The sequence below is a fragment of the Desulfosarcina sp. BuS5 genome, from assembly GCF_028752835.1.
Taxonomy (GTDB): Bacteria; Desulfobacterota; Desulfobacteria; order Desulfobacterales; family BuS5; genus BuS5.
Genome location: NZ_CP087952.1, coordinates 2,948,430 through 2,973,714, shown reverse-complemented (window position 1 = coordinate 2,973,714; position 25,285 = coordinate 2,948,430). Strand labels below are relative to the sequence as shown.

Below are 25,285 nucleotides of genomic sequence, written 5' to 3'. Positions count from 1 at the left end.
ACAAGGTATCAGGGGAGGATAGCGAAGAGCGAACGAACCTGAGATAAACATTCGGAAGTCTTAGCAGATCATAGTACCGATGATTAAGAATTGAACTATCTTGATCGGAAAGGTGGGGAAGTGATGCCCAAGCGACCCACTGCAGGGAAGGTGAAGCAGGGTATAACGTTTTTTTGGCAGGAATTATGGGAGATACACAGAGGTCACAAACCATATCAACAAAAAGCCGAGAAATTGCAAGAACGGTCGCTTGCAATTCCAGACCGATAGAATGGGGACAACCACCGGTGTTAACAGGTGGGTCATCCCTTATCAAAATCGAGCTGCTTGCTCAAAATAATCATGAACTGGTATTTACATCAGTAGTCCATCGGATAGACTTTGATTTACTGAAACAATCCTTTCGTAAAATTCGGAAAAGCGAATCTGCAGGAGTGGACAAGGTTACGGCAAAGGAGTATGCCGAAAATCTTGATCAAAACCTCTATAATCTGTATGAACGACTGCGGAGAGGACAGTACGTTGCGTCTCCTGTAAAGCGTATCTGGATAGACAAGGAAGGAGGGGAAAAGCGTCCAATTGGCATACCTGTACTTGAGGATAAAATTGTCCAGAAAGCAGCAGCAGCCATATTGAATGTCATATTTGACAGGAATTTTTACAATTTTTCCCATGCATTCAGAAAAGGTCGGAGCCAACACATGGCAATCAAAGATTTACGTGAGCAATGCTTGAAGCAGAATATCAGCTGGATAGTAAGCGCAGATATTACAGGACTATTTGACAATATTAATCACGAGTTACTTAAAGACATGATACGTCGGAGAGTAAGTGACGGCGGAATGATTCGCCTGATAGGGAAGTGGTTGAATGCAGGCGTAATGGAGGAAGGCAACCTGACGTACTCTGAAACGGGCACTCCACAGGGAGGAGTAATTTCCCCTGTGCTCAGTAATATCTTTCTTCATTATGTTTTAGATGACTGGTACGTGAAAGAAGTGATCCCCCGGATGAAAGGGAGATGCTCCATCATACGCTGGGCGGATGATTTCATCCTCGGGTTCGAGTATGAAAAGACGCATTGCGTGTCATGGATGTATTACCCAGGCGGTTCGAACAGTTCGAGCTGTCACTTCACCCGGAAAAGACAAAACTGATTCGATTTTCCAAACGCATTAGCGGAAAGGGAAACGGGACGTTTGATTTTTAGGGTTTACATTTTACCGGTCAAAATCATTAAAAGGGTACATGGTAATAAAGAAAAAGACGGCAAGAAAGCGTTCAAGCCGTTTTATGAAGAGAATATGGATATGGTGCAAGGATAACCGTCATAAGCCAATGGCCGAGCAGTATGAGATTCTTTGCAGTAAACTGCGAGGTTTTTACCAGTACTTTGGAGTAATAAGTAACTACAAAGTGCTGGAAGTTGTGTTTGAATATACTGAGAAAGCATGGCGTCGATGGTTAAGCCGAAGAAGTCACAAGGGCGAAGTAATGTTCGAGGACTTGCGCACAACATACCCACTGCCATTACCCAGAATAGTCCATAATATTTGATGCCGTAAGGGCTGCAAAGTTATACGCCAAACGGGGTGTCGCCTGTTTGGTTGATAATCCGGTAAAAAGGATTTGAACCGAGGAACCGTATGAGGGAAATCTTCACGTACGGGTCTGTAGGGGGGGCGTCGGGTAACCGATGCTCCTACCTGGAACCCGACCGCCAACCGCGGCGCTTTTTTTAAACGCTCTCTTCCGCATAAATGTTGTCGTTTGCGTAAGGTCTTGCCCCGCATGTTGGCGGCCGGTGAGTTCATCGTTATACAATCGTGATTGTTTATTAAAATTGGAGTAAAAATGGTAGAACAAAAAATACACAGGCTGTGGGAAAATATAAAACTTAATCAAAAATGGCTTGAATGTGATACTTCTACGATTGATGATATATCTCCCTCATGGTTTGCCAGAAGAGAAATTCTTCAAAAAAATTCAAAAGAATATCAGGAGTTTATTACCGAACTCAAACGTGAACATGCCATTGAGACCGGGATTGTAGAACGAATGTACGATCTTGAAAAAGGTATAACTGAAACATTCATAAAAAAAGGTTTCGTTGAATCATATATTAGTCATAATGACACAAACGTTCCGGTTCCAAAATTAATTTCTCATTTATCCGACCACCTTGATGCCGTTGATTTTGTCTTTGATGTGGTTAAAGAAAATAGAGATTTAACAATTGGCTTTATAAAAGAACTTCACTCACTTGTAACTCGCAACCAGGAATATGCAGAAGGAAGAGACCAATTTGGTAGTAAAACTAAAGTAAATTTAAGAAAAGGTGCTTTCAAAATTCTTGAAAACAATCCAACTCGTGGAGATGGAACTAAAATTTTGTACTGTCCCCCTGAACATGTTCAGGTTGAAATGGAGAATCTGATTTCTATTTACAATGATGCCGAGAATAAAAATATCCATTATTTAATTTGTGCCACTTGGTTTCACCATGCATTTACTACAATTCATCCATTTCAGGATGGCAATGGGCGTATTGCAAGACTACTTGCAAGTTTAATTTTGATTAAACATGGCCTGTTTCCTTTTACTGTTCTAAGAGAAGAGGCTAAAGCTAAATATATTGATGCTTTGGAAAAGGCTGATGAACAAGAATTTCAACCTCTGATAGACTATTTTTCCGAAGTTCAAAAAAGACATATTGAAAAGGCTCTAAATATAAAAGAGGTTTATAGCTCATCATTTGATGAAGTAATAGATATATTTTCAGGCAAAATTGACAATTGGCAGAAGAGAAAGGTTGTTGAAAGAGAGGCTCAGCTTAATAGAGCCAGAAACCATGTTTTCAACTTTTGCCTCAAACACTTGAATTTGATTTCTGATCAACTTAGTGCCAGGCTCAATGGAAATGCTACCATTACAATTGAGCAATGTTCCCCAAATGAGGATAAGAGACAAGATTATTACTACGGTCAAATAATTAAATATGCTAAAAAACACGAGTACTATTTTAACAGGAATTTTCCAAAGGGGTGGCTGACTTTTCGAATTGAATTGGCTGACAATAAAAAATATCAACTTTGTATTACTATCCACCACTATGGCTATGAAGATAGTACATTAGCTATTGGGGCATTTCTTGAATTTTTAGTACCTTATGAGAGTCATGATCGAATAGACGAAGCCCTTCCCTTAGAAATCAAACCGCATGTTATTTCGCTAACTGGAGAGATAACAACGAAAGAAAAAAACATAGCAGCTTTTATAAGAAATGCAGTTACATTAACTATGGCTCAAATTGCAAGTGAACTATAGCGAGCTGCGGAAAAGAAGGATGTCATAAATGTATAACAAGGCAAATGCAGCGGACGCAAAAAGACGCGCCGCTGATTTGCAACGTAAACCTTCTCTCAGGCTTAATTTTGAGTTTTATTTTTCACTGTCTGTTTTGCTAACAGCCGTTGTCGGCATTTGCCGGTTATCGCTTTTGCCGGCGCTTCTTATTGTTTTTTTGAATGTCAGCTTCGGCAAGCATTTTACAGGTTTCACTGTTTCGGTACTCGGCGACATCTCGTCTTGTTTTTTGCGATTTTTTGGTAAAGTCAGCATCGCATCAACAATCATTGTTGCAGAATGCCGCAAACAGCGGTTTACGCTTTGGCAATCGTTTTTTTTATTTTCATTATTCCAGCATCCGGTTGCATCTCGTCTCGTTTTCTGTGACTATTTCTCAAGGCGTTGCTTATTGTTTTAATTGGTTATGCTGCAAGCGCCGGCAAACAACGGTGAGTTCGCCAACTTTGTATTATTTGCAAATGTTTAATTACGTTTTCTCAAATCCGGCTGCTTTACAAAAAGCAGGTTGTCGCAACCGGCAGGGGTTTACAACCAGACGCTTCTCGTGCCAAGATAAATCCGAATCGTTGGGATAAGACACAAGGTCTTTGAAACTCGATATTGTTACCAAGTGGGTGCTCGGGAAACGGTTTGTTTCCTTCATCTCTGCAGGGCTTGCTCTGGCATTGATGTTAAGATAGTCCCACCTGACTAAAGACTAACCAGCAGGTCAGTAGCGAAGTCCACAGGTAAACCCGGTAACGGGAGTCTGGAGCTGGACGGAGCAAGATTGCAGGCTCTGTATTGAGCCCCGAAAAATGTATGGTTGTGGTCATTGTGATAATCCTGCTTGCAGGAAAAAGCCGACGCTTTGGAGACAGCGGAAGGCAGCAGTCCTGAATATGCTAAGGCAAGTATTCAGGACACCACCGGGGTCTTAGACCAGGGCATGTACTCAAAGGGGTAGCTCGGGAACTTGGGAGACCCGGATGTTTCCTTGGGTAAAAAGAACGGTAACAGGAAATCCAGCGCAAGCGAAATCCCGGCGTTGCATAGGAATGTCCCGCCTTGCAACGAGTCTGCCATTGGCAGAAACACAAACATTAAAAGACGGGCGATACAAGGTATCAGGGGAGGATAGCGAAGAGCGAACGAACCTGAGATAAACATTCGGAAGTCTTAGCAGATCATAGTACCGATGATTAAGAATTGAACTATCTTGATCGGAAAGGTGGGGAAGTGATGCCCAAGCGACCCACTGCAGGGAAGGTGAAGCAGGGTATAACGTTTTTTTTGGCAGGAATTATGGGAGATACACAGAGGTCACAAACCATATCAACAAAAAGCCGAGAAATTGCAAGAACGGTCGCTTGCAATTCCAGACCGATAGAATGGGGACAACCACCGGTATTAACAGGTGGGTCATCCCTTATCAAAATCGAGCTGCTTGCTCAAAATAATCATGAACTGGTATTTACATCAGTAGTCCATCGGATAGACTTTGATTTACTGAAACAATCCTTTCGTAAAATTCGGAAAAGCGAATCTGCAGGAGTGGACAAGGTTACGGCAAAGGAGTATGCCGAAAATCTTGATCAAAACCTCTATAATCTGTATGAACGACTGCGGAGAGGACAGTACGTTGCGTCTCCTGTAAAGCGTATCTGGATAGACAAGGAAGGAGGGGAAAAGCGTCCAATTGGCATACCTGTACTTGAGGATAAAATTGTCCAGAAAGCAGCAGCAGCCATATTGAATGTCATATTTGACAGGAATTTTTACAATTTTTCCCATGCATTCAGAAAAGGTCGGAGCCAACACATGGCAATCAAAGATTTACGTGAGCAATGCTTGAAGCAGAATATCAGCTGGATAGTAAGCGCAGATATTACAGGACTATTTGACAATATTAATCACGAGTTACTTAAAGACATGATACGTCGGAGAGTAAGTGACGGCGGAATGATTCGCCTGATAGGGAAGTGGTTGAATGCAGGCGTAATGGAGGAAGGCAACCTGACGTACTCTGAAACGGGCACTCCACAGGGAGGAGTAATTTCCCCTGTGCTCAGTAATATCTTTCTTCATTATGTTTTAGATGACTGGTACGTGAAAGAAGTGATCCCCCGGATGAAAGGGAGATGCTCCATCATACGCTGGGCGGATGATTTCATCCTCGGGTTCGAGTATGAAAAAGACGCATTGCGTGTCATGGATGTATTACCCAGGCGGTTCGAACAGTTCGAGCTGTCACTTCACCCGGAAAAGACAAAACTGATTCGATTTTCCAAACGCATTAGCGGAAAGGGAAACGGGACGTTTGATTTTTTAGGGTTTACATTTTACTGGTCAAAATCATTAAAAGGGTACATGGTAATAAAGAAAAAGACGGCAAGAAAGCGTTCAAGCCGTTTTATGAAGAGAATATGGATATGGTGCAAGGATAACCGTCATAAGCCAATGGCCGAGCAGTATGAGATTCTTTGCAGTAAACTGCGAGGTTTTTACCAGTACTTTGGAGTAATAAGTAACTACAAAGTGCTGGAAGTTGTGTTTGAATATACTGAGAAAGCATGGCGTCGATGGTTAAGCCGAAGAAGTCACAAGGGCGAAGTAATGTTCGAGGACTTGCGCACAACATACCCACTGCCATTACCCAGAATAGTCCATAATATTTGATGCCGTAAGGGCTGCAAAGTTATACGCCAAACGGGGTGTCGCCTGTTTGGTTGATAATCCGGTAAAAAGGATTTGAACCGAGGAACCGTATGAGGGAAATCTTCACGTACGGGTCTGTAGGGGGGGGCGTCGGGTAACCGATGCTCCTACCTGGAACCCGACCGCCAACAGCGGTGTTTTTTTTTAAACGCTCTCTTCCGCATAAATGTTGTCGTTTGCGGAAGGTCTTGCCCCGCATGTTGGCGGCCGGTGAGTTCATCGTTCTGGCCGCTAAACTATAATGATTGACGAAGGAGAGCTTTATGCCCATCGAAATACCACTTGAGACCCTGTCTGTTTCCGAAAAAATCCGCTTGCTGGAGAGCGTATGGAACAGTCTTTGCGACAAATCAGGCGATGTACGGTCGCCGGAGTGGCATCGCGAGGTACTTGAGACCCGAAAGCGACGTCTCAAAGACGGCCGAGCGACTGTGTCACCGTGGAGCGAAGCAAAGACCCGCCTGCTGGAAGTGGGTCGATGATTGTCGATATTTCATCAGATGCCGAGGAAGACCTCATTGAGGGTTACTGGTTTTATGAGCGGCAATCCCCCGGTCTTGGAGACTATTTCCGGAGTTGCTTGATTGCCGACATCGAGTCACTGGCATACTACGGTGGAATTCATGCAATAGAATACGGCCTCTACCGGTCACTTTCAAAGCGATTTCCGTTTTGCATCTACTACCGCGTCGATGGAGACGTTGTCACCGTGATAGCTGTTTTAGATGCTAGGCGTGATCCACTGTGGATAAGGCAGCGACTTGGATAGCGCAATAGCCAGAACAAAAGGATTGAGCTGACCACAAAAGCCGAGCCAATTTTTGTAAATTCAAAGTATTAGGTGGCTTTTGTGTCAGCTCATCCTTGGCGTTGTAAACCTTATCGCAGGCTTAATTTTGATTTTTATTTTTCACTGTCTGTTTTGCTAACAACCGTTGCCGGTATCTGCCGGTTATCGTTTTTGCCGGCGTTTCTTGTTACTTTTTTGAACGTCAGCTTCGGCAAGCATTTTACAGGTTTCACTGTTTCGGTACTCGGCGACATCTCGCCTTGCTTTTTGCGGCTTTTTTGGTAAAGTCAGCATCGCATCAACAATCATTGTTGCAGAATGCCGCAAACAGCGGTTTACGCTTTGGCAATCGTTGTTTTTATTGTCATTATTCCAGCATCCGGTTGGATCTCGTCTCGTTTTCTGTGACTATTTCTCAAGGCGTTGCTTATTGTTTTAACTGGTTATGCTGCAAGCGCCGGCAAACAACGGTGAGTTCGCCAACTTTGTATTATTTGCAAGCGTTTAATTACGCTTTCTCAAATCCGGCTGCTTTACAAAAAGTAGGTTGTCGCAACTATGCAGGGGTTTACAACAAAACACTTCTCGTGCCAAGATAAATCCGAATCGTTGGGATAAGACACAAGGTCTTTAAAACTCGATATTGTTACCAAGTGGGTGCTCGGGAAACAAATTGTTTCCTTCATCTCTGCAGGGCTTGCTTTGGCATTGATGTTAAGATAGTCCCACCTGACTAAAGACTAACCAGCAGGTCAGTAGCGAAGTCCACAGGTAAACCCGGTAACGGGAGTCTGGAGCTGGACGGAGCAAGATTGCAGGCTCTGTATTGAGCCCCGAAAAATGTATGGTTGTGGTCATTGTGATAATCCTGCTTGCAGGAAAAAGCCGACGCTTTGGAGACAGCGGAAGGCAGCAGTCCTGAATATGCTAAGGCAAGTATTCAGGACACCACCGGGGTCTTAGACCAGGGCATGTACTCAAAGGGGTAGCTCGGGAACTTGGGAGACCCGGATGTTTCCTTGGGTAAAAAGAACGGTAACAGGAAATCCAGCGCAAGCGAAATCCCGGCGTTGCATAGGAATGTCCCGCCTTGCAACGAGTCTGCCATTGGCAGAAACACAAACATTAAAAGATGGGCGATACAAGGTATCAGGGGAGGATAGCGAAGAGCGAACGAACCTGAGATAAACATTCGGAAGTCTTAGCAGATCATAGTACCGATGATTAAGAATTGAACTATCTTGATCGGAAAGGTGGGGAAGTGATGCCCAAGCGACCCACTGCAGGGAAGGTGAAGCAGGGTATAACGTTTTTTTTGGCAGGAATTATGGGAGATACACAGAGGTCACAAACCATATCAACAAAAAGCCGAGAAATTGCAAGAACGGTCGCTTGCAATTCCAGACCGATAGAATGGGGACAACCACCGGTGTTAACAGGTGGGTCATCCCTTATCAAAATCGAGCTGCTTGCTCAAAATAATCATGAACTGGTATTTACATCAGTAGTCCATCGGATAGACTTTGATTTACTGAAACAATCCTTTCGTAAAATTCGGAAAAGCGAATCTGCAGGAGTGGACAAGGTTACGGCAAAGGAGTATGCCGAAAATCTTGATCAAAACCTCTATAATCTGTATGAACGACTGCGGAGAGGACAGTACGTTGCGTCTCCTGTAAAGCGTATCTGGATAGACAAGGAAGGAGGGAAAAAGCGTCCAATTGGCATACCTGTACTTGAGGATAAAATTGTCCAGAAAGCAGCAGCAGCCATATTGAATGTCATATTTGACAGGAATTTTTACAATTTTTCCCATGCATTCAGAAAAGGTCGGAGCCAACACATGGCAATCAAAGATTTACGTGAGCAATGCTTGAAGCAGAATATCAGCTGGATAGTAAGCGCAGATATTACAGGACTATTTGACAATATTAATCACGAGTTACTTAAAGACATGATACGTCGGAGAGTAAGTGACGGCGGAATGATTCGCCTGATAGGGAAGTGGTTGAATGCAGGCGTAATGGAGGAAGGCAACCTGACGTACTCTGAAACGGGCACTCCACAGGGAGGAGTAATTTCCCCTGTGCTCAGTAATATCTTTCTTCATTATGTTTTAGATGACTGGTACGTGAAAGAAGTGATCCCCCGGATGAAAGGGAGATGCTCCATCATACGCTGGGCGGATGATTTCATCCTCGGGTTCGAGTATGAAAAAGACGCATTGCGTGTCATGGATGTATTACCCAGGCGGTTCGAACAGTTCGAGCTGTCACTTCACCCGGAAAAGACAAAACTGATTCGATTTTCCAAACGCATTAGCGGAAAGGGAAACGGGACGTTTGATTTTTTAGGGTTTACATTTTACTGGTCAAAATCATTAAAAGGGTACATGGTAATAAAGAAAAAGACGGCAAGAAAGCGTTCAAGCCGTTTTATGAAGAGAATATGGATATGGTGCAAGGATAACCGTCATAAGCCAATGGTCGAGCAGTATGAGATTCTTTGCAGTAAACTGCGAGGTTTTTACCAGTACTTTGGTGTAATAAGTAACTACAAAGCGCTGGAAGTTGTGTTTGAATATACTGAGAAAGCATGGCGTCGATGGTTAAGCCGAAGAAGTCACAAGGGCGAAGTAATGTTCGAGGACTTGCGCACAACATACCCACTGCCATTACCCAGAATAGTCCATAATATTTGATGCCGTAAGGGCTGCAAAGTTATACGCCAAACGGGGTGTCTCCTGTTTGGTTGATAATCCGGTAAAAAGGATTTGAACCGAGGAACCGTATGAGGGAAATCTTCACGTACGGATCTGTAGGGGGGGCGTCGGGTAACCGATGCTCCTACCTGGAAGCCGACGCAAAAAGCGCAGCGGCGCTGAAGCGGCAAGTTTGGGTGGGCCGCTGGTGATGCGTACGTTAGATGGCGGGAAAGCCTACAAACTCACCGTTCCAGCGAACGTGCCCGCACACGACTTCTGGTCCGTGGAAGTCTACGACAGGACATTATGATCATATCAGAGACTACTTTGGGTCCACTTTACTAAATATGATTTTTGTTATTATTGTTTTCCTGATAAAAAAACAATACGTAAAATTATGAAGTGTACAAAAAAAACAAAACTTGACAGTATATACAACCAATACAACAGGCGCAGTTTTGTTCATCCTGATCCTCTTGAATTCCTTTATTCTTATCAGGATATCAGGGACAGGGAAATCGCAGGCCTTATAGCATCTGCCCTTGCATATGGAAGAGTCGCTCAGATTTTAAAAAGTGTTTCTTCCGTGCTGGGTACAATGAATGAATCACCTTATCTTTTTTTACAAAATTCTGATAAAAAATTTCTTTTACAAAGATTTAAACAATTCAAACACAGGTTTGCTGACGGCAAAAATCTTGCGGCACTTCTTTATGGTGCAAAAAATGTTATCGCCCGGTATGGTTCCCTGAATGAATGTTTTGCGGCAGGAGTGTCACATGACCATGAAAACATTTTTTTTGCAATGATTGTTTTTGTGGACGAACTTACTTCATCGGGCAATAATCCTGGTCATCTTATCGCCCGCCCGAAAAAAGGGAGTGCCTGCAAACGTATGAACCTTTTTCTTAGATGGATGGTGCGAAGGGACAGAGTTGATCCAGGAGGATGGAAAAAAATTGACAAATCAAAACTGATTAATCCAGTAGATACCCATATGCATAAAATCGGGATGATGTTGGGCTTTACGTCACGGAAACAGGCAAATATGAAAACAGCCATGGAAATCACCGAAGGTTTTAGAAAAATTTCCCCGGAAGATCCTGTAAAATATGATTTCGCACTTACAAGATTCGGAATCAGAGGCGATATGGATATTAATAGTTTATCCTCTGGTTGGGCTCTGTAACGTTATAACGAAACCGAACCAGGTGGGGGACGTCCATTTGTAATTCAGTAGTTATTCAATAATTTGAAGATTGTTAGTCTTGACAATCTTTTCTCCCTTTTTCACTGCATAGGCGACCCCTGGCTGGCTCATGTGTAAACGCTTCGCCATGCTGAGTCCCTTCTAATCCCAACTCCCGTACCGCCCAATAGCAAACACACTTCTTGCCTCCGCGCACACCTTTTGTCTGCTTTTTGAGTATAACGCCTCTTTCTCAATCTGGTAAAGCTCTCTTATTCCCCGTAATTCTTTCAGATCTATTGGGAATCAACATCGGCATATGATTTGGAAAGCTCTTCGTCGAATTCGAACGATTCATTGAAGATCTCGAGAAGCTTTATGTTCTGCTTGGTCATCATGAGGCAGTTTCCCACAATGGCATAATAAAGGATGCTGAGGCGTGTCTTGGATGTGTCGTCTCTTATCCTTTCGGTTTGAACCATGTTGAATTGATCCGCCAGGTTCCTCATGTATTGGTACTGGTCGATTATGTGCTGATAATCTATAATCTTCCGCTCCTTGAAGATGTTTTCCACTTGTTGAAGGACATCCATTATGCAGGTTTTTATCTGTTTGAGCTCCTCTATCTGGAGGTTCAGGAGCCCTTTATGCTTATTGCTGGTGTGGATATAGGAGCGCAGGAGAATGTCCCTGTGGCCGTCGGACAGCTTCTGCATCCTTCTGATGGTCTGTGCGTACTTGTGGGATATATTGTAGTCCCTTTTTTGAATCAGGCGCATGACCTTGAATACATTGGCCATAACAATATTGGCCTCTATCTGAATCTGTTTCACCTTTTTTCTCTGTTTGTTCAATGTGTCCGTATCCCGGTTGAACAGCGCTTCAAATGAGACGTCAAGGGATTCCCTGATCCCTTTGAGCAGGTATGACAGGTGCTCGAACGTGTTTGCGATCGACATGTGCGGATCACGGATTTTTTCGAGATTGAATATATTCAGCTCATTTTTTTCTTTCTCACGATTCTTGTGAGTTCGATGATTCTGCCAGATCACAGCTACTGCTACGAATATTATAAGTGCGATGCCAGGCAGCTTGAGATAATGAATGGTATTTGCAAAGACAAAGGCGGTTACAAAGGCTATAAAGGCCGTCATGAACCATCCGCCGATCACCGTCAGGACCCCTGTTACACGGTAAACCGCGCTCTCCCTGCCCCATGCCTGATCAGAGAATGATGATCCCATGGCCACCATGAAGGTCACATACGTGGTCGAAAGGGGGAGTTTCATGGAGGTTGCAAAGGAAACCACCGCACTTGCAACCATGAGGTTGACCGACGCCCTGATCAGATCAAAAGAAGGCTGACTGTCCTGCAAAACGGCCGGTTTGTGACCATCGGGGTCTATGCGCCTGAAAACAAAGGCCCTTAAAGCGCGGGGGACACATTTACCACAGGAGACGAACAGGGAATGCACCATGCTTACAATGCTTCTGGAAAGCCATATGGATTCAAATCTCTCCGTGCCCTCCTCCTGCTGGCCCAGGCTTATCTCGGTCTCGGTTACTGTTCGGGCCTTTCTGGATAGGCAGAGGGTCAAAACCATGATGGCGCCGGCAGTGAGCAGCAGAATTGTCTGGGACTGGACCTGCTTGCTGAGGGCGGTCATGGTGATGTTCAAGGGATCGCCCGAGGCTACGGCGCTCTTGTATGCACTAAAGGCTGCCAGGGGAACGCCAATGAAATTGACTAGGTCGTTTGCCGCGAATGCCATGGCCAGCGCAAATGTGCCTACCAGCACTATGGGTTTCAGTATGTTTATTCGAAAAAAAGAAATCAGGATCTGAAAAACAACGGCCGAGACCAGGAAAATCAAAAACATCAGCAACAGGCTGTTATTGCTGACCCAGTCGACCGCCTCCGGGGTCATGAAGGATGACCCTTTGGAGCCTTTAACCAGGATGAAGAACGTGATGGACGACATGGCAACGCCGCCCCAGATCGCTCCGTAACGCTTGAGTCTTTTTTGATAGTCAAAGGTGAAAATCAGGCGGGATATGAATTGAACAATGGCACCGGAGAAAAAGGCCACGACAATCGAAAGGAGAATGCCGAAAACAATCATCATTGCCTTTCCCGTATTGATATAGTCCCCCATGCCCATAACGGTGTCGGTTGCATTCATGATTTTTATGGCAGACACGGCCACTGCCGCTCCAAGAAGCTCGAAGACTATTGATACGGTTGTGGAGGTGGGCAATCCATAGGCATTGAAGAGATCCAGCAGGAGAATATCGGTGAGCATGACCGCCATGAAGACAATTATTAGCTCTGGCATGGTGAAGAACTGGGGGTGAAATATACCCTTTCTTGCCACCTCCATCATTCCGCTTGAAAAAGTCACACCAACAAGTATGCCCAGGCTTGCTGTGGCCATGATAACGAAAAAGGGGGCCACCCTGGAGCCGATTGAGGAATTAAGGAAATTCACCGCATCGTTGCTTACGCCCACAACCAGATCCAGCACGGCAAAAAGCAGCAGGAATAAGAGGGCCACAAAAAACAACTCAATACTCATAAGATCTCCCTGAATGTATCAGACAATTAACCTGGGAAAGGTATACATTAAAAATTAAAGTATAAAGAGAAGGAGATTTTTCATTTTTAGGGTTCATAAAACCACCAGCTCTGCTGGTGCGATTCTAATAAGCTTTGCCGGTCAGACGAGATATACCTCCTTCTTGAGGGTCCCCCTGGAAAGGGTAGTCTTAAGAAGGAGGTGTAAATGAAAGATTATCAGAATCAATCACATGTACGTTATGAATGCAAGTATCATATTGTTTTGTGTCCAAAATATCGACGTAAGAAGTTATACGGGGCACTTGGGGATGTCCATTTGCAATTCAGTAATTATTCAATAATTTGAAGATTGGTAGTCTTGACAATTTTTTCTCCCTTTTTTCATGATATAGGAGTATATATATGGAAAATATTTCTATTTATCCATATATTAAATTTAAATTAGGTAAATATTTCTCTTGAAATTTGTAGCATTTTTATCTATTATTAAATTTTCTATTTAATAAAGATACTATAACAAAGATATGGAATCAAGATGCAATTTAAACCGAATCCAGGATATAGTTTAATGGATCAAGTCCGTGAAGTTTTACGATATTATCACTATGCATACAGGACTGAACAGTCTTACTCATCCTGGATATTGCAGTATATAAAATTTTATGGTGGTAAAACAGATCCGAAAGATATGGGCAAAAACGAAGTTGATCGGTTCTTGAGCCACCTTGCAGAAAAGAAGAATGTTGCTGCAGCAACCCAAAAACAGGCATTGAACGCATTGATATTTTTGTACAAAAAGGTTCTTGATGTTGATTTGGGAGGTGGTATAGCCCCAACGCGGTCAAAACGAAGAATGAATCTGCCGACTGTATTGACACAAAAAGAGGTTTCCAGGCTCCTTGGCAAGATGAAGGGAAAGCACGCTCTGATGGCAAAATTGTTATACGGCGGCGGTCTCAGGCTTCTGGAGTGTGTTCGTTTGCGGGTCAAGGATGTGGATTTTGGCCAGGGCAGAATTTTTATACGTAACCCAAAAGGCGGCAAAGACCGCACAGTAATTTTGCCTGACTCCATACAGCATGAATTACAAGAGCAAATTGATTATGCTATTGCATTACACAAGGAGGACATCCTGGAAGGTTTCGGTGAAGTTTATCTCCCTGGGGCGCTTTCCCGTAAATACCCGAATCTATCCAAAGAGACCGGATGGGAGTATGTTTTTCCTGCCAAAAAATTGTCGAAGGACCCCAGATCCGGAAAAATAATGCGTCATCATGTTCTGGAATCGGGCCTGCAAAAGGCGATCAAACAGGGTTTAAACCGGGCCAAAATTGACAAGAAGGCCGGCTGTCATACTTTTCGTCACAGCTTTGCCACTCATCTACTTGAAAACGGCACTAATATCCGGGTGGTTCAAAAACTTATGGGTCATGCTGATGTAAAAACCACCGAAATTTATACCCATGTCATGAAAAAAGATATCGATTCCGTTAAAAGCCCACTGGATTTGTTGTAATAGATTTTTGGAATCTTCAGAAGCAAATCGCCTGGCGTATTTGTCAATAAAAGTGTAAAGGAAGTTATAAAAAGAAAGCCGCTTCAAACTTTTACGTTTTAAAGCCAGGGTCACAAAAACTTTAACAGTATACCACACTGTTACTTCAATTCCATTAATTCAGGATACTTTCTTACTCTGGAGAACCTTTCCCATGAAACTTAAAAGATTGGACATAACCGGTTTTAAGTCTTTTTGTGAAAAGGCGAGCATAGAATTCCCTCCTGGTATTTCTGCAATTGTTGGTCCTAATGGATGCGGAAAAAGCAATATCGTAGATGCCATACGTTGGGTTATGGGAGAACAGAGCGTTAAGCAGCTCCGCGGAAAATCGATGGAGGATGTAATCTTTGCCGGTGCCGGCGGAATCCCACCTGTCAATATGGCGGAGGTCTCCTTAACCTTGGTGAATGATAATGGATCAGCTCCGGAAGAATTGCCGGAAGAATTTAAGGACTTCGCCGAAATAATGATAACCAGGCGTGTTTTTAGATCCGGTGAAATGGCCTATTTACTGAATAAACGGCCCTGCAGGTTAAAAGATATATACAATTTATTTCTTGGAAGCGGCATGGGCGCCAAATCGTATGCTGTAATACAGCAGGGGAATATCGGAGCAATCACAGAGGCGGAACCGGGCGAAAGGAGGGTTTTTATAGAGGAGGCCGCCGGGATTACAAGGTATAAAAAGAACAAGACCGAGGCCATGCACAAGGTGGAGGCGACCAATCAGACCCTGCTGCGCATAGAGGATATTATTCTGGAAATAAAACGGCACATGGCGGCACTTAAACGCCAGGCCGGAAAAGCCGAACTTTACCAAACTTACCGGGGCCGTATAAAAAGAATCGATATTTTACTTGCCCTTGATTTATATAACGATCTTTCAGTCAAAATAGCAGATACGAGAAACTTGTTAAAGAGTCTCAAGGATGATGATATCCAGCATACATCAAAATCAAAGAGGTTAGATGCTGCAGTTGAAGAATTAAAGCTGCTATGTCTGGAAAAAAAACAGGATATCTCTAAACAGCAATCCGAACAAATTGAGACTCAGCGTAAAACAGACCGGCTTGAAAATGATCTGGAACATCTCCGCAGCGAGGTATCAAGACTGAAAAATGAAATTATGGAACAGGAATCTGCCCATGGCGGACTGGATGAAAAGTACTCTGAAATAACAGCAGAGATTGAGCAGATAAAATCTGAAGAGGATCTTTTCCTTGATAAGATAGAAAAGATTTGTATCTCCCTTGGCACAGAAAAAAAAGCAGCGGAAACTGTAAAGAACAGGCTGGCTGAATTAAATAGAAAGATGGAGGCGGAAAAAAATGGTCTGATTGATGCGGTTGCCCTGGAAGCCGGATACAGAAATATTTACCAGAATGCCGCCGGCAAAAAGGAAAAGATTCAAAGACGACTTAAACAGGCTGATGAAGAGGAATATGGCGCAAACAGACGGATTGAGGAAATGGCGCGGATTAAACAAAAAGCAGAAGAACTTCTGAATCGGTTGATTAAGGAGGCTGATGAACTTGATAAGAGCATCACACAGATCGAAAAAGAACATGAAGAGAAAAGGCAAATTTTGGGCCGCCGGATAAAACTTGTACAATCCATGGAGCTGGAGAGAAGCAGGCTTCTGTCGGAACTGACTACTATTAAAAAGATGGATGATAATTATTCGTGGTATCAAGACGGTGTTAAAGCCATAATGAAGGCAAAAAAAATAAATTTGCAGGGTAAGCATCAGAAACAAAAAAAAGCTGATGAGTTGAATGCGGATTTGCAAGGATTATCGGACAGGATTATTTGCCTGGTAGCCGATGTAATTGAAGCTGAACCTTCTTTTGTGGCTGCCGTTGAAAGTGTTCTGGGCGAGTCCTTGCAGTATATACTTGTTAAGGAGAAACAAACATGCGTCAATCTTGTCGATTATCTTCAGAAAAGCAGCCTGGGCCGCAATGGATTCATTCCTTTTGAATCCATACAGGCAGAAGGAGATACTTCCGCCATCAAACCTTATAAGGATAAGTTACTCTTAAACCATGTCAGTATAAAGCCAGGTTTTGAAAAAATTGTGGAAATCCTTTTGGGCAAAGTTATTGTTGTTGATAATCTTGAAGAGGCGGAAGCCTTTGCTATTAATTGCAAAGGTTTGTATACACTTGTGACCGGAGACGGAATAATTGTCACTGCTAATGGCATAATAATAGGAGGAAACAAAGAGGTCCAGGCCGGAATACTGGCCAAAAAGCAGGAGATGAGAGACTTGCAAAACAGGTTAAGTGAATTAGATAAGGATATTGAAGCTGCAGGTTCATACAGGGAAAAGCTTGAACATGATATCCGAAGCGTGGAAATAGAGATGCAGGAAATTATACAGCAGAAAAATGAAGCTGAAAAAAAATATACAGGGTTTCTGAGGATTTGAAGCATGCTGAACGTCATTTGGATATAATCCGCCTGGAGCAGGAACAGCTTTCAGGTGACGAGATGGATCTTGATGGCGAGATGGAGGAAAACCGGAGGGCGTATCATGAGATCGTGGCTAAGGTTAAGGCTGCCGGGGAGAGCGTTGAGGAAATAAAAAAAAATATAAATGTAGTTTCGACCGAAAGTGATACATATAACCGCAAGGTAATAGATCTTAATCTTAAGCTTACAGCTTTAAATGCCGGATTGGAAAACAGCAGGAATACATTAAAAAGATTAGATGAATTCCGAATGGATAAGAGCAGGCACATTAAAGAACTTTTGATTGACATTGCAAAAAAAGGGGACAAACTTTCTTCATCAAGGCTTATGATAGAGCGATATGAAGAGAATCTTGCCGAAGAATATAAAAAGATAAAAATAATTTCGGAAAGGCTGAATAATTATGAATCGGAATACGGAGAACTTGAATCGAGGCTAAATGAATATGACAAGGCTATGGCAGAGATTGATAACCGGCATGATGAGGTTCTCGGGAAAATACGTATCCTTGAAATAGAACAGACTCAGAAGATAATAAAACTTGAAAATATTGAGAGTCGACTCAGAGAACGCTATCACAAATCGATTTTCCAGCTGAAAAAGGAGTTCACCCAAAATTCGAAAGACTCCATGGCGTCATCGGCGATTTCACGGGATGAAATGGAAAAAGAGCTTTCGGATTTAAATAAAAAGCTTGAAAAATTCAATGATGTGAATATGGGCGCCATAAAGGAATATGAACAGCTTAAAACCAGGTATGATTTCCTCTGTGAACAGCGTGACGACCTTGTTGCGGCAATAGAAAACCTGAACAAGGTTATAAAGAAGATAAACAGAATTACCAGGGAGAAGTTCCTTAAGACTTTTGATCTTATTAATGAAAAATTCAACCTGGTCTTTCCAAGACTTTTTGATGGAGGGGCCGCAAAGCTGACTTTGACGGATCCCGGCAATCTGCATGAGACGGGCGTGGAGCTTATGGTGCATCCTCCCGGAAAAAAACTTAGGAGGCTCAGCCTTCTTTCCGGAGGTGAAAAAGCACTTTCCGCCATAGCATTTATATTCTCCATATTTTTAATAAAGCCCGCCTCCTTCTGCCTTATGGATGAAATCGATGCCCCTCTTGACGAAGCAAACATTTTCCAGTTTAATAACCTGTTACAGCTTATAGGAGAGAAATCCCAAATTTTAATGATAACACACAATAAAAAAAGTATGGAATTTGCTGATACTCTTTTTGGAATTACAATGGAGAATAAAGGGGTTTCAAAGATTGTTTCAGTAAATTTGGAAACTGTTATGAAATAAGGAAAGGATCTATGGCTTTTAATTGGTTTAAAAAGAAGAAAAAGCAACCCCGGGAAGAAGTTGAAACTGGGGAGGTAGTTGCAGGGCAGGAGGATAATTCTGAGAATGAAGAAGTTGATTCAGCAATTACTGAAATAGAAGATACTGAAATAGAAGAGCAGCCTGATGAAGAAACAGTTGATGGTGTTGAAGACTTCGAAGAAAAACAAAATATTCAAGAGGTTGAGGAGATTGAGGAGCTTCAGGAATCTGGGAAAACGCGGAATAGAGCCGGTTTTTTCGGGAGGTTAAAAAAGGGCCTTGCCAAAACCAGGGAGATTTTTACAACAGACATAGACGATCTTTTTACAGGTAAAAGAAAACTTGACGACGATATGCTTGAAGAACTTGAAGAACTTTTGATCACTTCAGATATCGGAGTACAGGCTTCCATGGATATTTTGGAGAATATCTCACAGAAATCTTTTAAAATATCCGGCGCTGATCAGTTGAAAGAGATCTTAAATGAAGAAATCCTGGCTTTGTTTGAATCGAAGGAAGATACGGCGAATATTGTTCAAGGCAAACCCCATGTTGTAATGGTTATAGGTGTAAATGGAGTAGGTAAAACAACTACCATCGGAAAGCTTGCCTCTAAATCCGCCGGCTCCGGAAAGAAAGTGCTGATAGCTGCGGCGGACACTTTCAGGGCCGCGGCTATAGAGCAACTTGAGATTTGGGCCAACAGGGCCGGTGCGGATATCATTAAGCATAAGGATAATTCGGATCCGGCTGCTGTGGCATATGACAGTATTGAAGCAGCTCTGGCAAGAGATGCCGATATTGTCTTTGTGGATACTGCCGGAAGGCTGCACACCAAAGTTAACCTTATGGAAGAGCTTAAAAAAATTAAACGCGCTCTTGCAAAAAAAATTCCGGAAGCTCCCCATGAGATTCTTCTTGTGCTCGATGCCACAACAGGTCAAAATGCATTGTCACAAGCCGAGATGTTCAATGACGCGCTTGGAATAACCGGAGTTGTTATAACAAAACTTGACGGCACTGCCAAGGGTGGTGTTGTTATAAGTATTTGCAGCACGCTTGATATTCCATTGCTGTATATAGGAGTCGGAGAGACGATAGATGACCTTGACGTTTTTAAGCCAAAAGATTATGTAAATGCTTTGTTTTAAGCGTTTTGTATCGGTATATTTCATTTCCCGGTTTATCTTTAAAATTGTAAACTACTTTTTTGGCTTTCTTAAGGATGCCTGGGAATCTATAAAAGTGTTGCAGCGTGCGGGTTTTTTTGTTGACATAGAAAAAAACCTGCTGTAGGGAGCTTTAAAAGTCGGTCTAATCTTCTCATATTTTCGTAAACCCAAATAATAAGGAGTAAAAAAGAATGAAGAAAGTGGAATTAATAGAGAAAATGGCACAGGATGCAGGGATATCCAAAGTGGTTGCCTCAGATGCCCTTAACTCGTTTTTAGCTAATGTCACAAAAGCCCTCCAGGAAGATGATGGAAGGGTAACCCTGGTGGGATTCGGCACATTCTCAAAAGTACGCCGAGAGGCCAGGACAGGGCGTAACCCTCAAACGGGCGAGCCGATTAATATAGAAGCGTGCAATGTTGTTAAGTTCAAACCGGGTAAAAAACTCAAAGATGCCGTTTAAGTGATGATTCAAGGCGGTTTCTTTGAAAGGTTCTGCATGCTTATTTGTAATAATTGCAAACAGAAGAAGGCCGCCTTACTTTTGTCAAATTACGGTAAAACCTGAAAGTTGTGAAACTCATTCTTATGATCTTCCGATCTTGTTGCAACCTTGTTGACCCTTGCCATTGACGGGCCGTTCCGGCACCATTCCAGCACTGAATTCACTCTTTCTTTTTCACCCTCAAAAACGGCTTCTACAGAGCCGTCAATTCTGTTCCTGACCCAGCCTGTGACGCCATGTTTTTCAGCCTCTTGTTTTGTCGTTATCCTGAAACAGACGCCCTGGACTTTTCCGGTAATTATTACATGAACTCTAATATTCATTATTCAATGCTCCAAGGTAGTAGCGGTTTGGATCGAATATCCTGAGCATTTTCAACTCATCATGCGCAGGAGGTTTTATCTCTTTTAAGTTTTTCCCAATATTAAAGGACCAGCTTGATTTTTTCTGGAATTTTTCTATGATTTTTTCCAGGTTTCCTTCGTTTGAGGGAAAATACCCGGTTAAGGTGAAGCCCGAATCATTAGCTGTTTTTTCAAAAATTCCCATGGTTGATACCACTGTACTGACATTTTTTCCTGGAGAAGTGATGTAATATACATCCTCTATGAGCCTGTCCGATGACTGGGGCAGAATTGCTACAACATCTTTAGCAACACTGCACACATCATTGGCCCCACCGGAGCCTACAATAACATTATCCTGATCCATTTTTGTGGTATTTATGCTGCCGTGTTGATCTATCTGTGCCGCGCCGAGCGCGCCTATGCAGTTCGCTTTTATGCCGCCCACAAACAGGCCCATAATGGTCGGGATATCGGTTGTTATCTTGCAGGTTGCGAAATTGCTGGTATTGAAAAGAATCGGTTCGGTGGGGCAGGGCACATACCCGTACATCCCTATCTCAGCCATCAATTCCAGGGGATAATCTTCCTGCTTCAGTTTGTAAAAACAGAGCCAGGAAGCAAGGTTGGCAATCCCTGCGCCCGCCAGAAGGGTTTTATGTTTATCTTTTTTGACTTTCTGCGCCAGTATCCTGGCCATTACAACCATTGCCATTTCAATCGGCGTATACTTTTCATCATCTATTATTTTTTCAAGACTTGAAAAATTAACGCGCCAGGATTCAGGATTCGACTGCCCGGTCAGCCTCTGAATCCTCTCATGACCCAGTTTAGCCAGATAGTCTTCATGATCGGAACATGAAAGGACCCATTTATCTATCCAGGCCTGAAATGAATCCTTGTTTTTGCCGGCCTGGTGGACCTCTTCGATAAAAGCGTAATCTTCACTATAGAGATCCAGTTCATCCAGACCTGTGCGAGACAAACCACTGGGATGCGCCCCAAAAGGAACTTCCGAGACGCTTTTCACATAGGTGCCAGGCAGTTTTACCATATGTGAATACTTCCTTAGTTTTTCCGTGGGCACGATTTTTTCTACTGTAAGGATTACACCTTTTTTGCTGCCGAGCGCTCCCTTTATATTTTCACCAAGGGGAGCAAGGAAAACGGCATTCCCTTCAGAATCGGCAAGCCATCCATGAGCTATGGTAAGATCGGGTTGCAGGGCGCTTACCAGGGCTATTTTTTCTCCTTCACGCAAAGGATCATCCATGACAACGAGATCCTTTTTATTATCCTGCTCCATTGTGCTCCCCAAAAGCGAATGGGTGGGAAGGAATGGAAGGTTAAGGGCTGCGGCCTGCAGACGGAGGGTTATGGTATAGATGGACCAATGCTCAATCTCAAGGGTTCCTTCTTTTACGGCCTTCTGAAACACCCTGTTTGGGCTCGGCACGATGTAGGGATCGCCAAAATAACTGGTGATCATTTTTTTGACCAGTCCGCCGTGAACAAGCACCGCATGGGGGAAGTTCATTGAAATACCGGCCAGGGTAAAATCGCCTCTTTTGCCCCAGAACTGTCTTGCAATCTCATTAAAAATTGCATGGCACCAGCGGATGCTTGTCTGGCAGGTATGTATCATCATGCCCTGCTTTACATATCTGCTCACTGCTTCTTTCAGCGGCATAACTTTTGAGCCTGTTTCCGATCCCTGAACGGAAAAGATCGGATCGTGCAGCAGTTTTTGCATTCTTTCCATAAAGCTAGTATCTTCCGCCTGTTATGTGAATAATTTCACCGGTTATATAGCTTGAATAATCACTGACCAGAAAGTGAACCAGGTTGGCCACATCTTCGGGTTCTCCTATTCTTTTTAAGGGTGTAACCTTTAAAGCTCTTTCGACTATCATATCATATTTTTTAAGGGCTTTGATGCCTTCCGTATTAACCATGCCCGGAGCAACAGCATTGACATTAATATTATAGCGGCCGAATTCAAGGGACAATGAACGGGTAAGTCCGATTATGCCGGCCTTGGAAGCAGAATAATTGGCCTGACCAGGGTTGCCCAGATGCGCCCTGGAAGAAAGATTTACTATTTTGCCGTATTTCTGTTCCACCATATACGGAGTGGCGAACTTGCAGCAATTAAAGGCTCCTTTAAGATTTATATCAAGGACCTTGTCCCAGTCATCTTCCTCCATATCCCTTAGCAGCATATCGCGGGTTATGCCGGCATTATTAACCAGGATATCAATTTTGCCGAAGGTCTCTTTGGCCTTTTTGATTAAATCTTTGGCCCCGTCCCATTTGGAAATATCCGTTTGTGAAAAAACCGCTTCACCATTTTTTGATTTTATATTCTCTACGGTAAGATTGCCCTGCTCTTCAACAACGTCATTTACTACAACTTTAGCGCCGTTTTCCGCCAGCCTGTAAGATATAGCTCTCCCCAGCCCGCTTCCGGCACCGGTTACAACTGCGACTCTTCCTGTTAAATCCATTTTTAAAAACCTCATTATATAGGCCTGCGCCTGATCATCATGATAATATCACCTTCCTGAACGGCATCGCCTTTTTGATTTACAACAGTTCTTTTTAATATAACAATCCCCCGATCGGGCTTGCTTGTTTCCTTTTTTTCGATGATTTCTACTTCAAGATGAATAGTGTCTCCTATAAAAACCGGTTTCAGGAATTTCCATTTAATCTCCATTAATGCGATAACGCTTTTTTTCATAAAAGTGTTCATTTCGCTTTGGGTAAATAGCCCGGACGCAACGGAAAAAACCAGGATCCCGTGTGCTATCCTTTTTTTAAAAAAAGTTTTCTCTGCAAAGGCCTGATCCATATGAATAGGATTAAAATCACCGGACAATCCCGCAAAATTTACTATATCCGCCTCTGTTATGGTTCTTCCCACGGTCTGATCCTGATCGCCTAACTGCAGGTCTTCAAAGTATTTTTGATCCATTTTTTTTTCAATCTTTCAAATAATAGGTGCCGATGCCGACTGCGGCTGTTCTGCCGTCCATGAATTTAACCTTAATGCTCGATGTCCCTATTGCAGATCCCAAACGTTCTACTTTTCCTTCTGCAACCACATCTTCACGAATCGGCAGCAGAAAGCTGATTTTTAACTCAACCGTCGATATCTTGATGCCTGGTTTAGCAAGAGTAAGCAAGGCCCACCCGCCTGCGGCGTCGGCTATAGCCGTTGTTATGCCTCCCTGGAGAGCCTGCATGGAATTGCCCAGTTTGGTATTATGCGGCAGCTCAACCCGGGCAGCGCCTTTTGATAATTTTGACAAACGAGCTCCCAGGTATTTCCATACCGGGATAGCTTCTGCTTTTTGATACAAATAATCGTAAATTTTTTTTTCCATAATAATTAATTAAAAAAACTCCATAAAACTCCCGCCGCGATGGCAGAGCCGATAACTCCCGAAGAGTTGCATGCAATGGCATGCATCAGCAGGAAATTCGTGTGGTCTTCCTTAAGAGCCAATAAATGGGCCTCGCGGGCGGAACCAGGCACTGCTGAAACCCCTGCGGCCCCCAAAAGTGGATTTATCTTTTGTTTCATAAACAGGTTCATTATTTTGGCGAATATAATGCCCGATGCGGTTGCAATGCTGAATGCAATCGCTCCCAATAGAAATATCCCAAGGGACTGTTGTGTTAGGAATCTGTCACCCTGGGTGCTTGCGCCTACGATTACCCCCAGCAATATGGTCGCTATATCTATAATTGCATTGCGGGCGGTGTTGGCCAGACGTTCGGTTACAGTACACTCCTTTAAAAGATTGCCGAAAAAGAGCATACCCAGAAGCGGTAAGGCCGCCGGAGCAATAAAACAGCAGAGCAGAAAAGCGACTATCGGAAAAATTATTTTTTCTTTTTGTGAAATTTCACGCAGCACCCCCATACTTATAAGTCTCTCTTTGTGGGTGGTAAGAAGTTTCATAATCGGCGGCTGAATAACCGGTATCAGAGCCATGTAGGAATAGGCCGCTATGGCAACCGAACCTATGAGGTGCGGCGCTAATCTGGCGGTAAGAAAAATTGATGTCGGCCCGTCAGCGCCCCCGATAATCGCTATGGAGGCAGCTTCTTTAGGATCAAAGCCAAAAAAAAGAGCTCCAAGAAGAGTAAAAAAAATTCCTATTTGGGCGGCAGCTCCCAGAAGCATTAATACAGGTCTGGCCAGCAATGAGGAAAAATCGGTCATGGCTCCCAGGCCCAGAAAAACCAGTGATGGATACATGCCGGTTGTGACCCCGAAATAAAGAAAATGCAATACCGAGCCATCCTCATACAGACCCAGTCCAAATCCTTTGAATACCGGTATATTGCCTAATAATATACCGAATCCTATCGGCACCAGGAGAAGCGGCTCACATTTTTTTGCTATGGCAAGGTATATGAAGAACAACCCGATAAAAATCATTATAAGGTTGCGATAAGTTACCAGCGCATAGCCTGTGTTGGACAAAAACTTTATTAGTAGATCCGACATAACCTGAACTCCCTCGTCTCGGTGCTTATAGGTTTTTAAAATTCGGCACAAG

At 43.2% G+C, this 25,285-nt stretch carries 24 protein-coding genes; 15 read left to right on the top strand and 9 right to left on the bottom strand.

Annotated features, from left to right (window positions below):
- Positions 1 to 185 precede the first annotated feature (185 nt).
- The 4 genes from BuS5_RS14575 to BuS5_RS14560 all read left to right on the top strand — a co-directional run bounded on the left by BuS5_RS14575 (position 186) and on the right by BuS5_RS14560 (position 3,766).
- Positions 186 to 1,157, top strand: a complete 972-nt coding sequence (locus tag BuS5_RS14575; protein WP_274427765.1) for a reverse transcriptase domain-containing protein — start codon at positions 186 to 188, stop codon at positions 1,155 to 1,157.
- 91 nt (positions 1,158 to 1,248) lie between these two features.
- Positions 1,249 to 1,557 (top strand): group II intron maturase-specific domain-containing protein, encoded by a 309-nt coding sequence (locus BuS5_RS14570; protein WP_274427764.1) that lies wholly within the window; start codon positions 1,249 to 1,251, stop codon positions 1,555 to 1,557.
- Between the two features lie 297 nt (positions 1,558 to 1,854).
- The gene (locus BuS5_RS14565; RefSeq protein WP_027355121.1) at positions 1,855 to 3,327 is read left to right on the top strand and encodes a Fic family protein; all 1,473 of its coding nucleotides are present in this window, start codon (positions 1,855 to 1,857) and stop codon (positions 3,325 to 3,327) included.
- A 28-nt stretch (positions 3,328 to 3,355) separates the two neighbouring features.
- Positions 3,356 to 3,766: a hypothetical protein gene (locus BuS5_RS14560; RefSeq protein ID WP_027355120.1), complete on the top strand. Its 411-nt coding sequence runs from the start codon at positions 3,356 to 3,358 to the stop codon at positions 3,764 to 3,766.
- Positions 3,767 to 3,835: 69 nt separating this feature from the next.
- Here BuS5_RS14560 and BuS5_RS14555 read toward each other — a convergent pair whose 3' ends face one another.
- A complete protein-coding gene (locus tag BuS5_RS14555; RefSeq protein ID WP_274427763.1) occupies positions 3,836 to 4,012 on the bottom strand; it encodes a hypothetical protein in 177 nt (58 codons plus the stop codon).
- A gap of 641 nt (positions 4,013 to 4,653) precedes the next feature.
- Here BuS5_RS14555 and ltrA (BuS5_RS14550) point away from each other — a divergent pair.
- The 3 genes from ltrA (BuS5_RS14550) to BuS5_RS14545 all read left to right on the top strand — a co-directional run bounded on the left by ltrA (BuS5_RS14550) (position 4,654) and on the right by BuS5_RS14545 (position 6,835).
- The gene (gene ltrA, locus BuS5_RS14550) at positions 4,654 to 6,027 is read left to right on the top strand and encodes a group II intron reverse transcriptase/maturase (protein ID WP_274427762.1); all 1,374 of its coding nucleotides are present in this window, start codon (positions 4,654 to 4,656) and stop codon (positions 6,025 to 6,027) included.
- Positions 6,028 to 6,329: 302 nt separating this feature from the next.
- Positions 6,330 to 6,548, top strand: coding sequence for an addiction module protein (locus tag BuS5_RS20555; protein WP_443112700.1), 219 nt, complete (start codon positions 6,330 to 6,332; stop codon positions 6,546 to 6,548).
- On the top strand, positions 6,545 to 6,835 hold the full coding sequence (locus BuS5_RS14545; protein ID WP_274427761.1) for a type II toxin-antitoxin system RelE/ParE family toxin: 291 nt from the start codon (positions 6,545 to 6,547) through the stop codon (positions 6,833 to 6,835). The genes BuS5_RS20555 and BuS5_RS14545 overlap by 4 nt, the downstream gene beginning before the upstream one ends.
- 134 nt (positions 6,836 to 6,969) lie before the next feature.
- Here BuS5_RS14545 and BuS5_RS14540 read toward each other — a convergent pair whose 3' ends face one another.
- Complete coding sequence (locus BuS5_RS14540) at positions 6,970 to 7,110, bottom strand: hypothetical protein (protein ID WP_274427760.1); 141 nt, start codon at positions 7,108 to 7,110, stop codon at positions 6,970 to 6,972.
- Positions 7,111 to 8,183: 1,073 nt separating this feature from the next.
- Between BuS5_RS14540 and ltrA (BuS5_RS14535) the strand changes: the two genes are divergently transcribed.
- The 3 genes from ltrA (BuS5_RS14535) (at position 8,184) to BuS5_RS14530 (ending at position 10,749) form a co-directional block, all read left to right on the top strand.
- Positions 8,184 to 9,557 (top strand): group II intron reverse transcriptase/maturase, encoded by a 1,374-nt coding sequence (gene ltrA / locus BuS5_RS14535; protein ID WP_274427759.1) that lies wholly within the window; start codon positions 8,184 to 8,186, stop codon positions 9,555 to 9,557.
- Positions 9,558 to 9,696: 139 nt separating this feature from the next.
- Positions 9,697 to 9,870 (top strand): DUF1214 domain-containing protein, encoded by a 174-nt coding sequence (locus tag BuS5_RS20550; protein WP_198012185.1) that lies wholly within the window; start codon positions 9,697 to 9,699, stop codon positions 9,868 to 9,870.
- A gap of 87 nt (positions 9,871 to 9,957) precedes the next feature.
- Entirely contained in the window at positions 9,958 to 10,749 is a 792-nt protein-coding gene (locus tag BuS5_RS14530) for a TIGR02757 family protein (RefSeq protein ID WP_027353080.1), read from the top strand.
- Between the two features lie 296 nt (positions 10,750 to 11,045).
- Here BuS5_RS14530 and BuS5_RS14525 read toward each other — a convergent pair whose 3' ends face one another.
- On the bottom strand, positions 11,046 to 13,325 hold the full coding sequence (locus BuS5_RS14525; protein WP_035264440.1) for an inorganic phosphate transporter: 2,280 nt from the start codon (positions 13,323 to 13,325) through the stop codon (positions 11,046 to 11,048).
- 570 nt (positions 13,326 to 13,895) lie between these two features.
- Between BuS5_RS14525 and BuS5_RS14515 the strand changes: the two genes are divergently transcribed.
- The 5 genes from BuS5_RS14515 (at position 13,896) to BuS5_RS14495 (ending at position 20,325) form a co-directional block, all read left to right on the top strand.
- A complete protein-coding gene (locus tag BuS5_RS14515) occupies positions 13,896 to 14,843 on the top strand; it encodes an integron integrase (RefSeq protein WP_232223014.1) in 948 nt (315 codons plus the stop codon).
- 193 nt (positions 14,844 to 15,036) lie between these two features.
- Positions 15,037 to 17,316: an AAA family ATPase gene (locus BuS5_RS14510; RefSeq protein WP_027353083.1), complete on the top strand. Its 2,280-nt coding sequence runs from the start codon at positions 15,037 to 15,039 to the stop codon at positions 17,314 to 17,316.
- A complete protein-coding gene (locus BuS5_RS14505) occupies positions 17,313 to 18,668 on the top strand; it encodes a hypothetical protein (protein ID WP_027353084.1) in 1,356 nt (451 codons plus the stop codon). The genes BuS5_RS14510 and BuS5_RS14505 overlap by 4 nt, the downstream gene beginning before the upstream one ends.
- A gap of 11 nt (positions 18,669 to 18,679) precedes the next feature.
- The gene (gene ftsY / locus BuS5_RS14500; protein WP_027353085.1) at positions 18,680 to 19,840 is read left to right on the top strand and encodes a signal recognition particle-docking protein FtsY; all 1,161 of its coding nucleotides are present in this window, start codon (positions 18,680 to 18,682) and stop codon (positions 19,838 to 19,840) included.
- Between the two features lie 212 nt (positions 19,841 to 20,052).
- On the top strand, positions 20,053 to 20,325 hold the full coding sequence (locus tag BuS5_RS14495; RefSeq protein ID WP_027353086.1) for an HU family DNA-binding protein: 273 nt from the start codon (positions 20,053 to 20,055) through the stop codon (positions 20,323 to 20,325).
- 89 nt (positions 20,326 to 20,414) lie between these two features.
- Here BuS5_RS14495 and BuS5_RS14490 read toward each other — a convergent pair whose 3' ends face one another.
- The 6 genes from BuS5_RS14490 to BuS5_RS14465 are packed head-to-tail and all read right to left on the bottom strand — an operon-like array spanning position 20,415 to position 25,233.
- Complete coding sequence (locus BuS5_RS14490) at positions 20,415 to 20,690, bottom strand: acylphosphatase (RefSeq protein WP_035264445.1); 276 nt, start codon at positions 20,688 to 20,690, stop codon at positions 20,415 to 20,417.
- Positions 20,680 to 22,473: a CoA-transferase gene (locus BuS5_RS14485; protein WP_027353088.1), complete on the bottom strand. Its 1,794-nt coding sequence runs from the start codon at positions 22,471 to 22,473 to the stop codon at positions 20,680 to 20,682. Before BuS5_RS14485 ends, BuS5_RS14490 begins: the two co-directional genes overlap by 11 nt.
- A 4-nt stretch (positions 22,474 to 22,477) precedes the next feature.
- Positions 22,478 to 23,218 (bottom strand): 3-oxoacyl-ACP reductase FabG, encoded by a 741-nt coding sequence (gene fabG, locus BuS5_RS14480; protein ID WP_027353089.1) that lies wholly within the window; start codon positions 23,216 to 23,218, stop codon positions 22,478 to 22,480.
- 14 nt (positions 23,219 to 23,232) lie between these two features.
- Positions 23,233 to 23,688 (bottom strand): MaoC/PaaZ C-terminal domain-containing protein, encoded by a 456-nt coding sequence (locus BuS5_RS14475; protein WP_027353090.1) that lies wholly within the window; start codon positions 23,686 to 23,688, stop codon positions 23,233 to 23,235.
- Between the two features lie 7 nt (positions 23,689 to 23,695).
- Complete coding sequence (locus tag BuS5_RS14470; protein ID WP_051374593.1) at positions 23,696 to 24,100, bottom strand: PaaI family thioesterase; 405 nt, start codon at positions 24,098 to 24,100, stop codon at positions 23,696 to 23,698.
- 5 nt (positions 24,101 to 24,105) lie between these two features.
- Positions 24,106 to 25,233 carry a sodium ion-translocating decarboxylase subunit beta gene (locus BuS5_RS14465; protein WP_027353091.1) on the bottom strand — a complete coding sequence of 376 codons (1,128 nt, stop codon included), beginning with the start codon at positions 25,231 to 25,233 and terminating at the stop codon, positions 24,106 to 24,108.
- Positions 25,234 to 25,285 lie beyond the last annotated feature (52 nt).

Excerpts from the sequence above, each read along its gene's own strand:
- BuS5_RS14575 (WP_274427765.1), top strand. The coding sequence starts at position 186 with ATGGGAGATACACAGAGGTCACAAACCATATCAACAAAAAGCCGAGAA.
- BuS5_RS14570 (WP_274427764.1), top strand. The coding sequence starts at position 1,249 with ATGGTAATAAAGAAAAAGACGGCAAGAAAGCGTTCAAGCCGTTTTATG.
- BuS5_RS14565 (WP_027355121.1), top strand. The coding sequence starts at position 1,855 with ATGGTAGAACAAAAAATACACAGGCTGTGGGAAAATATAAAACTTAAT.
- BuS5_RS14560 (WP_027355120.1), top strand. The coding sequence starts at position 3,356 with ATGTATAACAAGGCAAATGCAGCGGACGCAAAAAGACGCGCCGCTGAT.
- BuS5_RS14555 (WP_274427763.1), bottom strand. The coding sequence starts at position 4,012 with ATGAAGGAAACAAACCGTTTCCCGAGCACCCACTTGGTAACAATATCG.
- ltrA (WP_274427762.1), top strand. The coding sequence starts at position 4,654 with ATGGGAGATACACAGAGGTCACAAACCATATCAACAAAAAGCCGAGAA.
- BuS5_RS20555 (WP_443112700.1), top strand. The coding sequence starts at position 6,330 with ATGCCCATCGAAATACCACTTGAGACCCTGTCTGTTTCCGAAAAAATC.
- BuS5_RS14545 (WP_274427761.1), top strand. The coding sequence starts at position 6,545 with ATGATTGTCGATATTTCATCAGATGCCGAGGAAGACCTCATTGAGGGT.
- BuS5_RS14540 (WP_274427760.1), bottom strand. The coding sequence starts at position 7,110 with ATGTCGCCGAGTACCGAAACAGTGAAACCTGTAAAATGCTTGCCGAAG.
- ltrA (WP_274427759.1), top strand. The coding sequence starts at position 8,184 with ATGGGAGATACACAGAGGTCACAAACCATATCAACAAAAAGCCGAGAA.
- BuS5_RS20550 (WP_198012185.1), top strand. The coding sequence starts at position 9,697 with ATGCTCCTACCTGGAAGCCGACGCAAAAAGCGCAGCGGCGCTGAAGCG.
- BuS5_RS14530 (WP_027353080.1), top strand. The coding sequence starts at position 9,958 with ATGAAGTGTACAAAAAAAACAAAACTTGACAGTATATACAACCAATAC.
- BuS5_RS14525 (WP_035264440.1), bottom strand. The coding sequence starts at position 13,325 with ATGAGTATTGAGTTGTTTTTTGTGGCCCTCTTATTCCTGCTGCTTTTT.
- BuS5_RS14515 (WP_232223014.1), top strand. The coding sequence starts at position 13,896 with ATGGATCAAGTCCGTGAAGTTTTACGATATTATCACTATGCATACAGG.
- BuS5_RS14510 (WP_027353083.1), top strand. The coding sequence starts at position 15,037 with ATGAAACTTAAAAGATTGGACATAACCGGTTTTAAGTCTTTTTGTGAA.
- ftsY (WP_027353085.1), top strand. The coding sequence starts at position 18,680 with ATGGCTTTTAATTGGTTTAAAAAGAAGAAAAAGCAACCCCGGGAAGAA.
- BuS5_RS14495 (WP_027353086.1), top strand. The coding sequence starts at position 20,053 with ATGAAGAAAGTGGAATTAATAGAGAAAATGGCACAGGATGCAGGGATA.
- BuS5_RS14490 (WP_035264445.1), bottom strand. The coding sequence starts at position 20,690 with ATGAATATTAGAGTTCATGTAATAATTACCGGAAAAGTCCAGGGCGTC.
- BuS5_RS14485 (WP_027353088.1), bottom strand. The coding sequence starts at position 22,473 with ATGGAAAGAATGCAAAAACTGCTGCACGATCCGATCTTTTCCGTTCAG.
- fabG (WP_027353089.1), bottom strand. The coding sequence starts at position 23,218 with ATGGATTTAACAGGAAGAGTCGCAGTTGTAACCGGTGCCGGAAGCGGG.
- BuS5_RS14475 (WP_027353090.1), bottom strand. The coding sequence starts at position 23,688 with ATGGATCAAAAATACTTTGAAGACCTGCAGTTAGGCGATCAGGATCAG.
- BuS5_RS14470 (WP_051374593.1), bottom strand. The coding sequence starts at position 24,100 with ATGGAAAAAAAAATTTACGATTATTTGTATCAAAAAGCAGAAGCTATC.
- BuS5_RS14465 (WP_027353091.1), bottom strand. The coding sequence starts at position 25,233 with ATGTCGGATCTACTAATAAAGTTTTTGTCCAACACAGGCTATGCGCTG.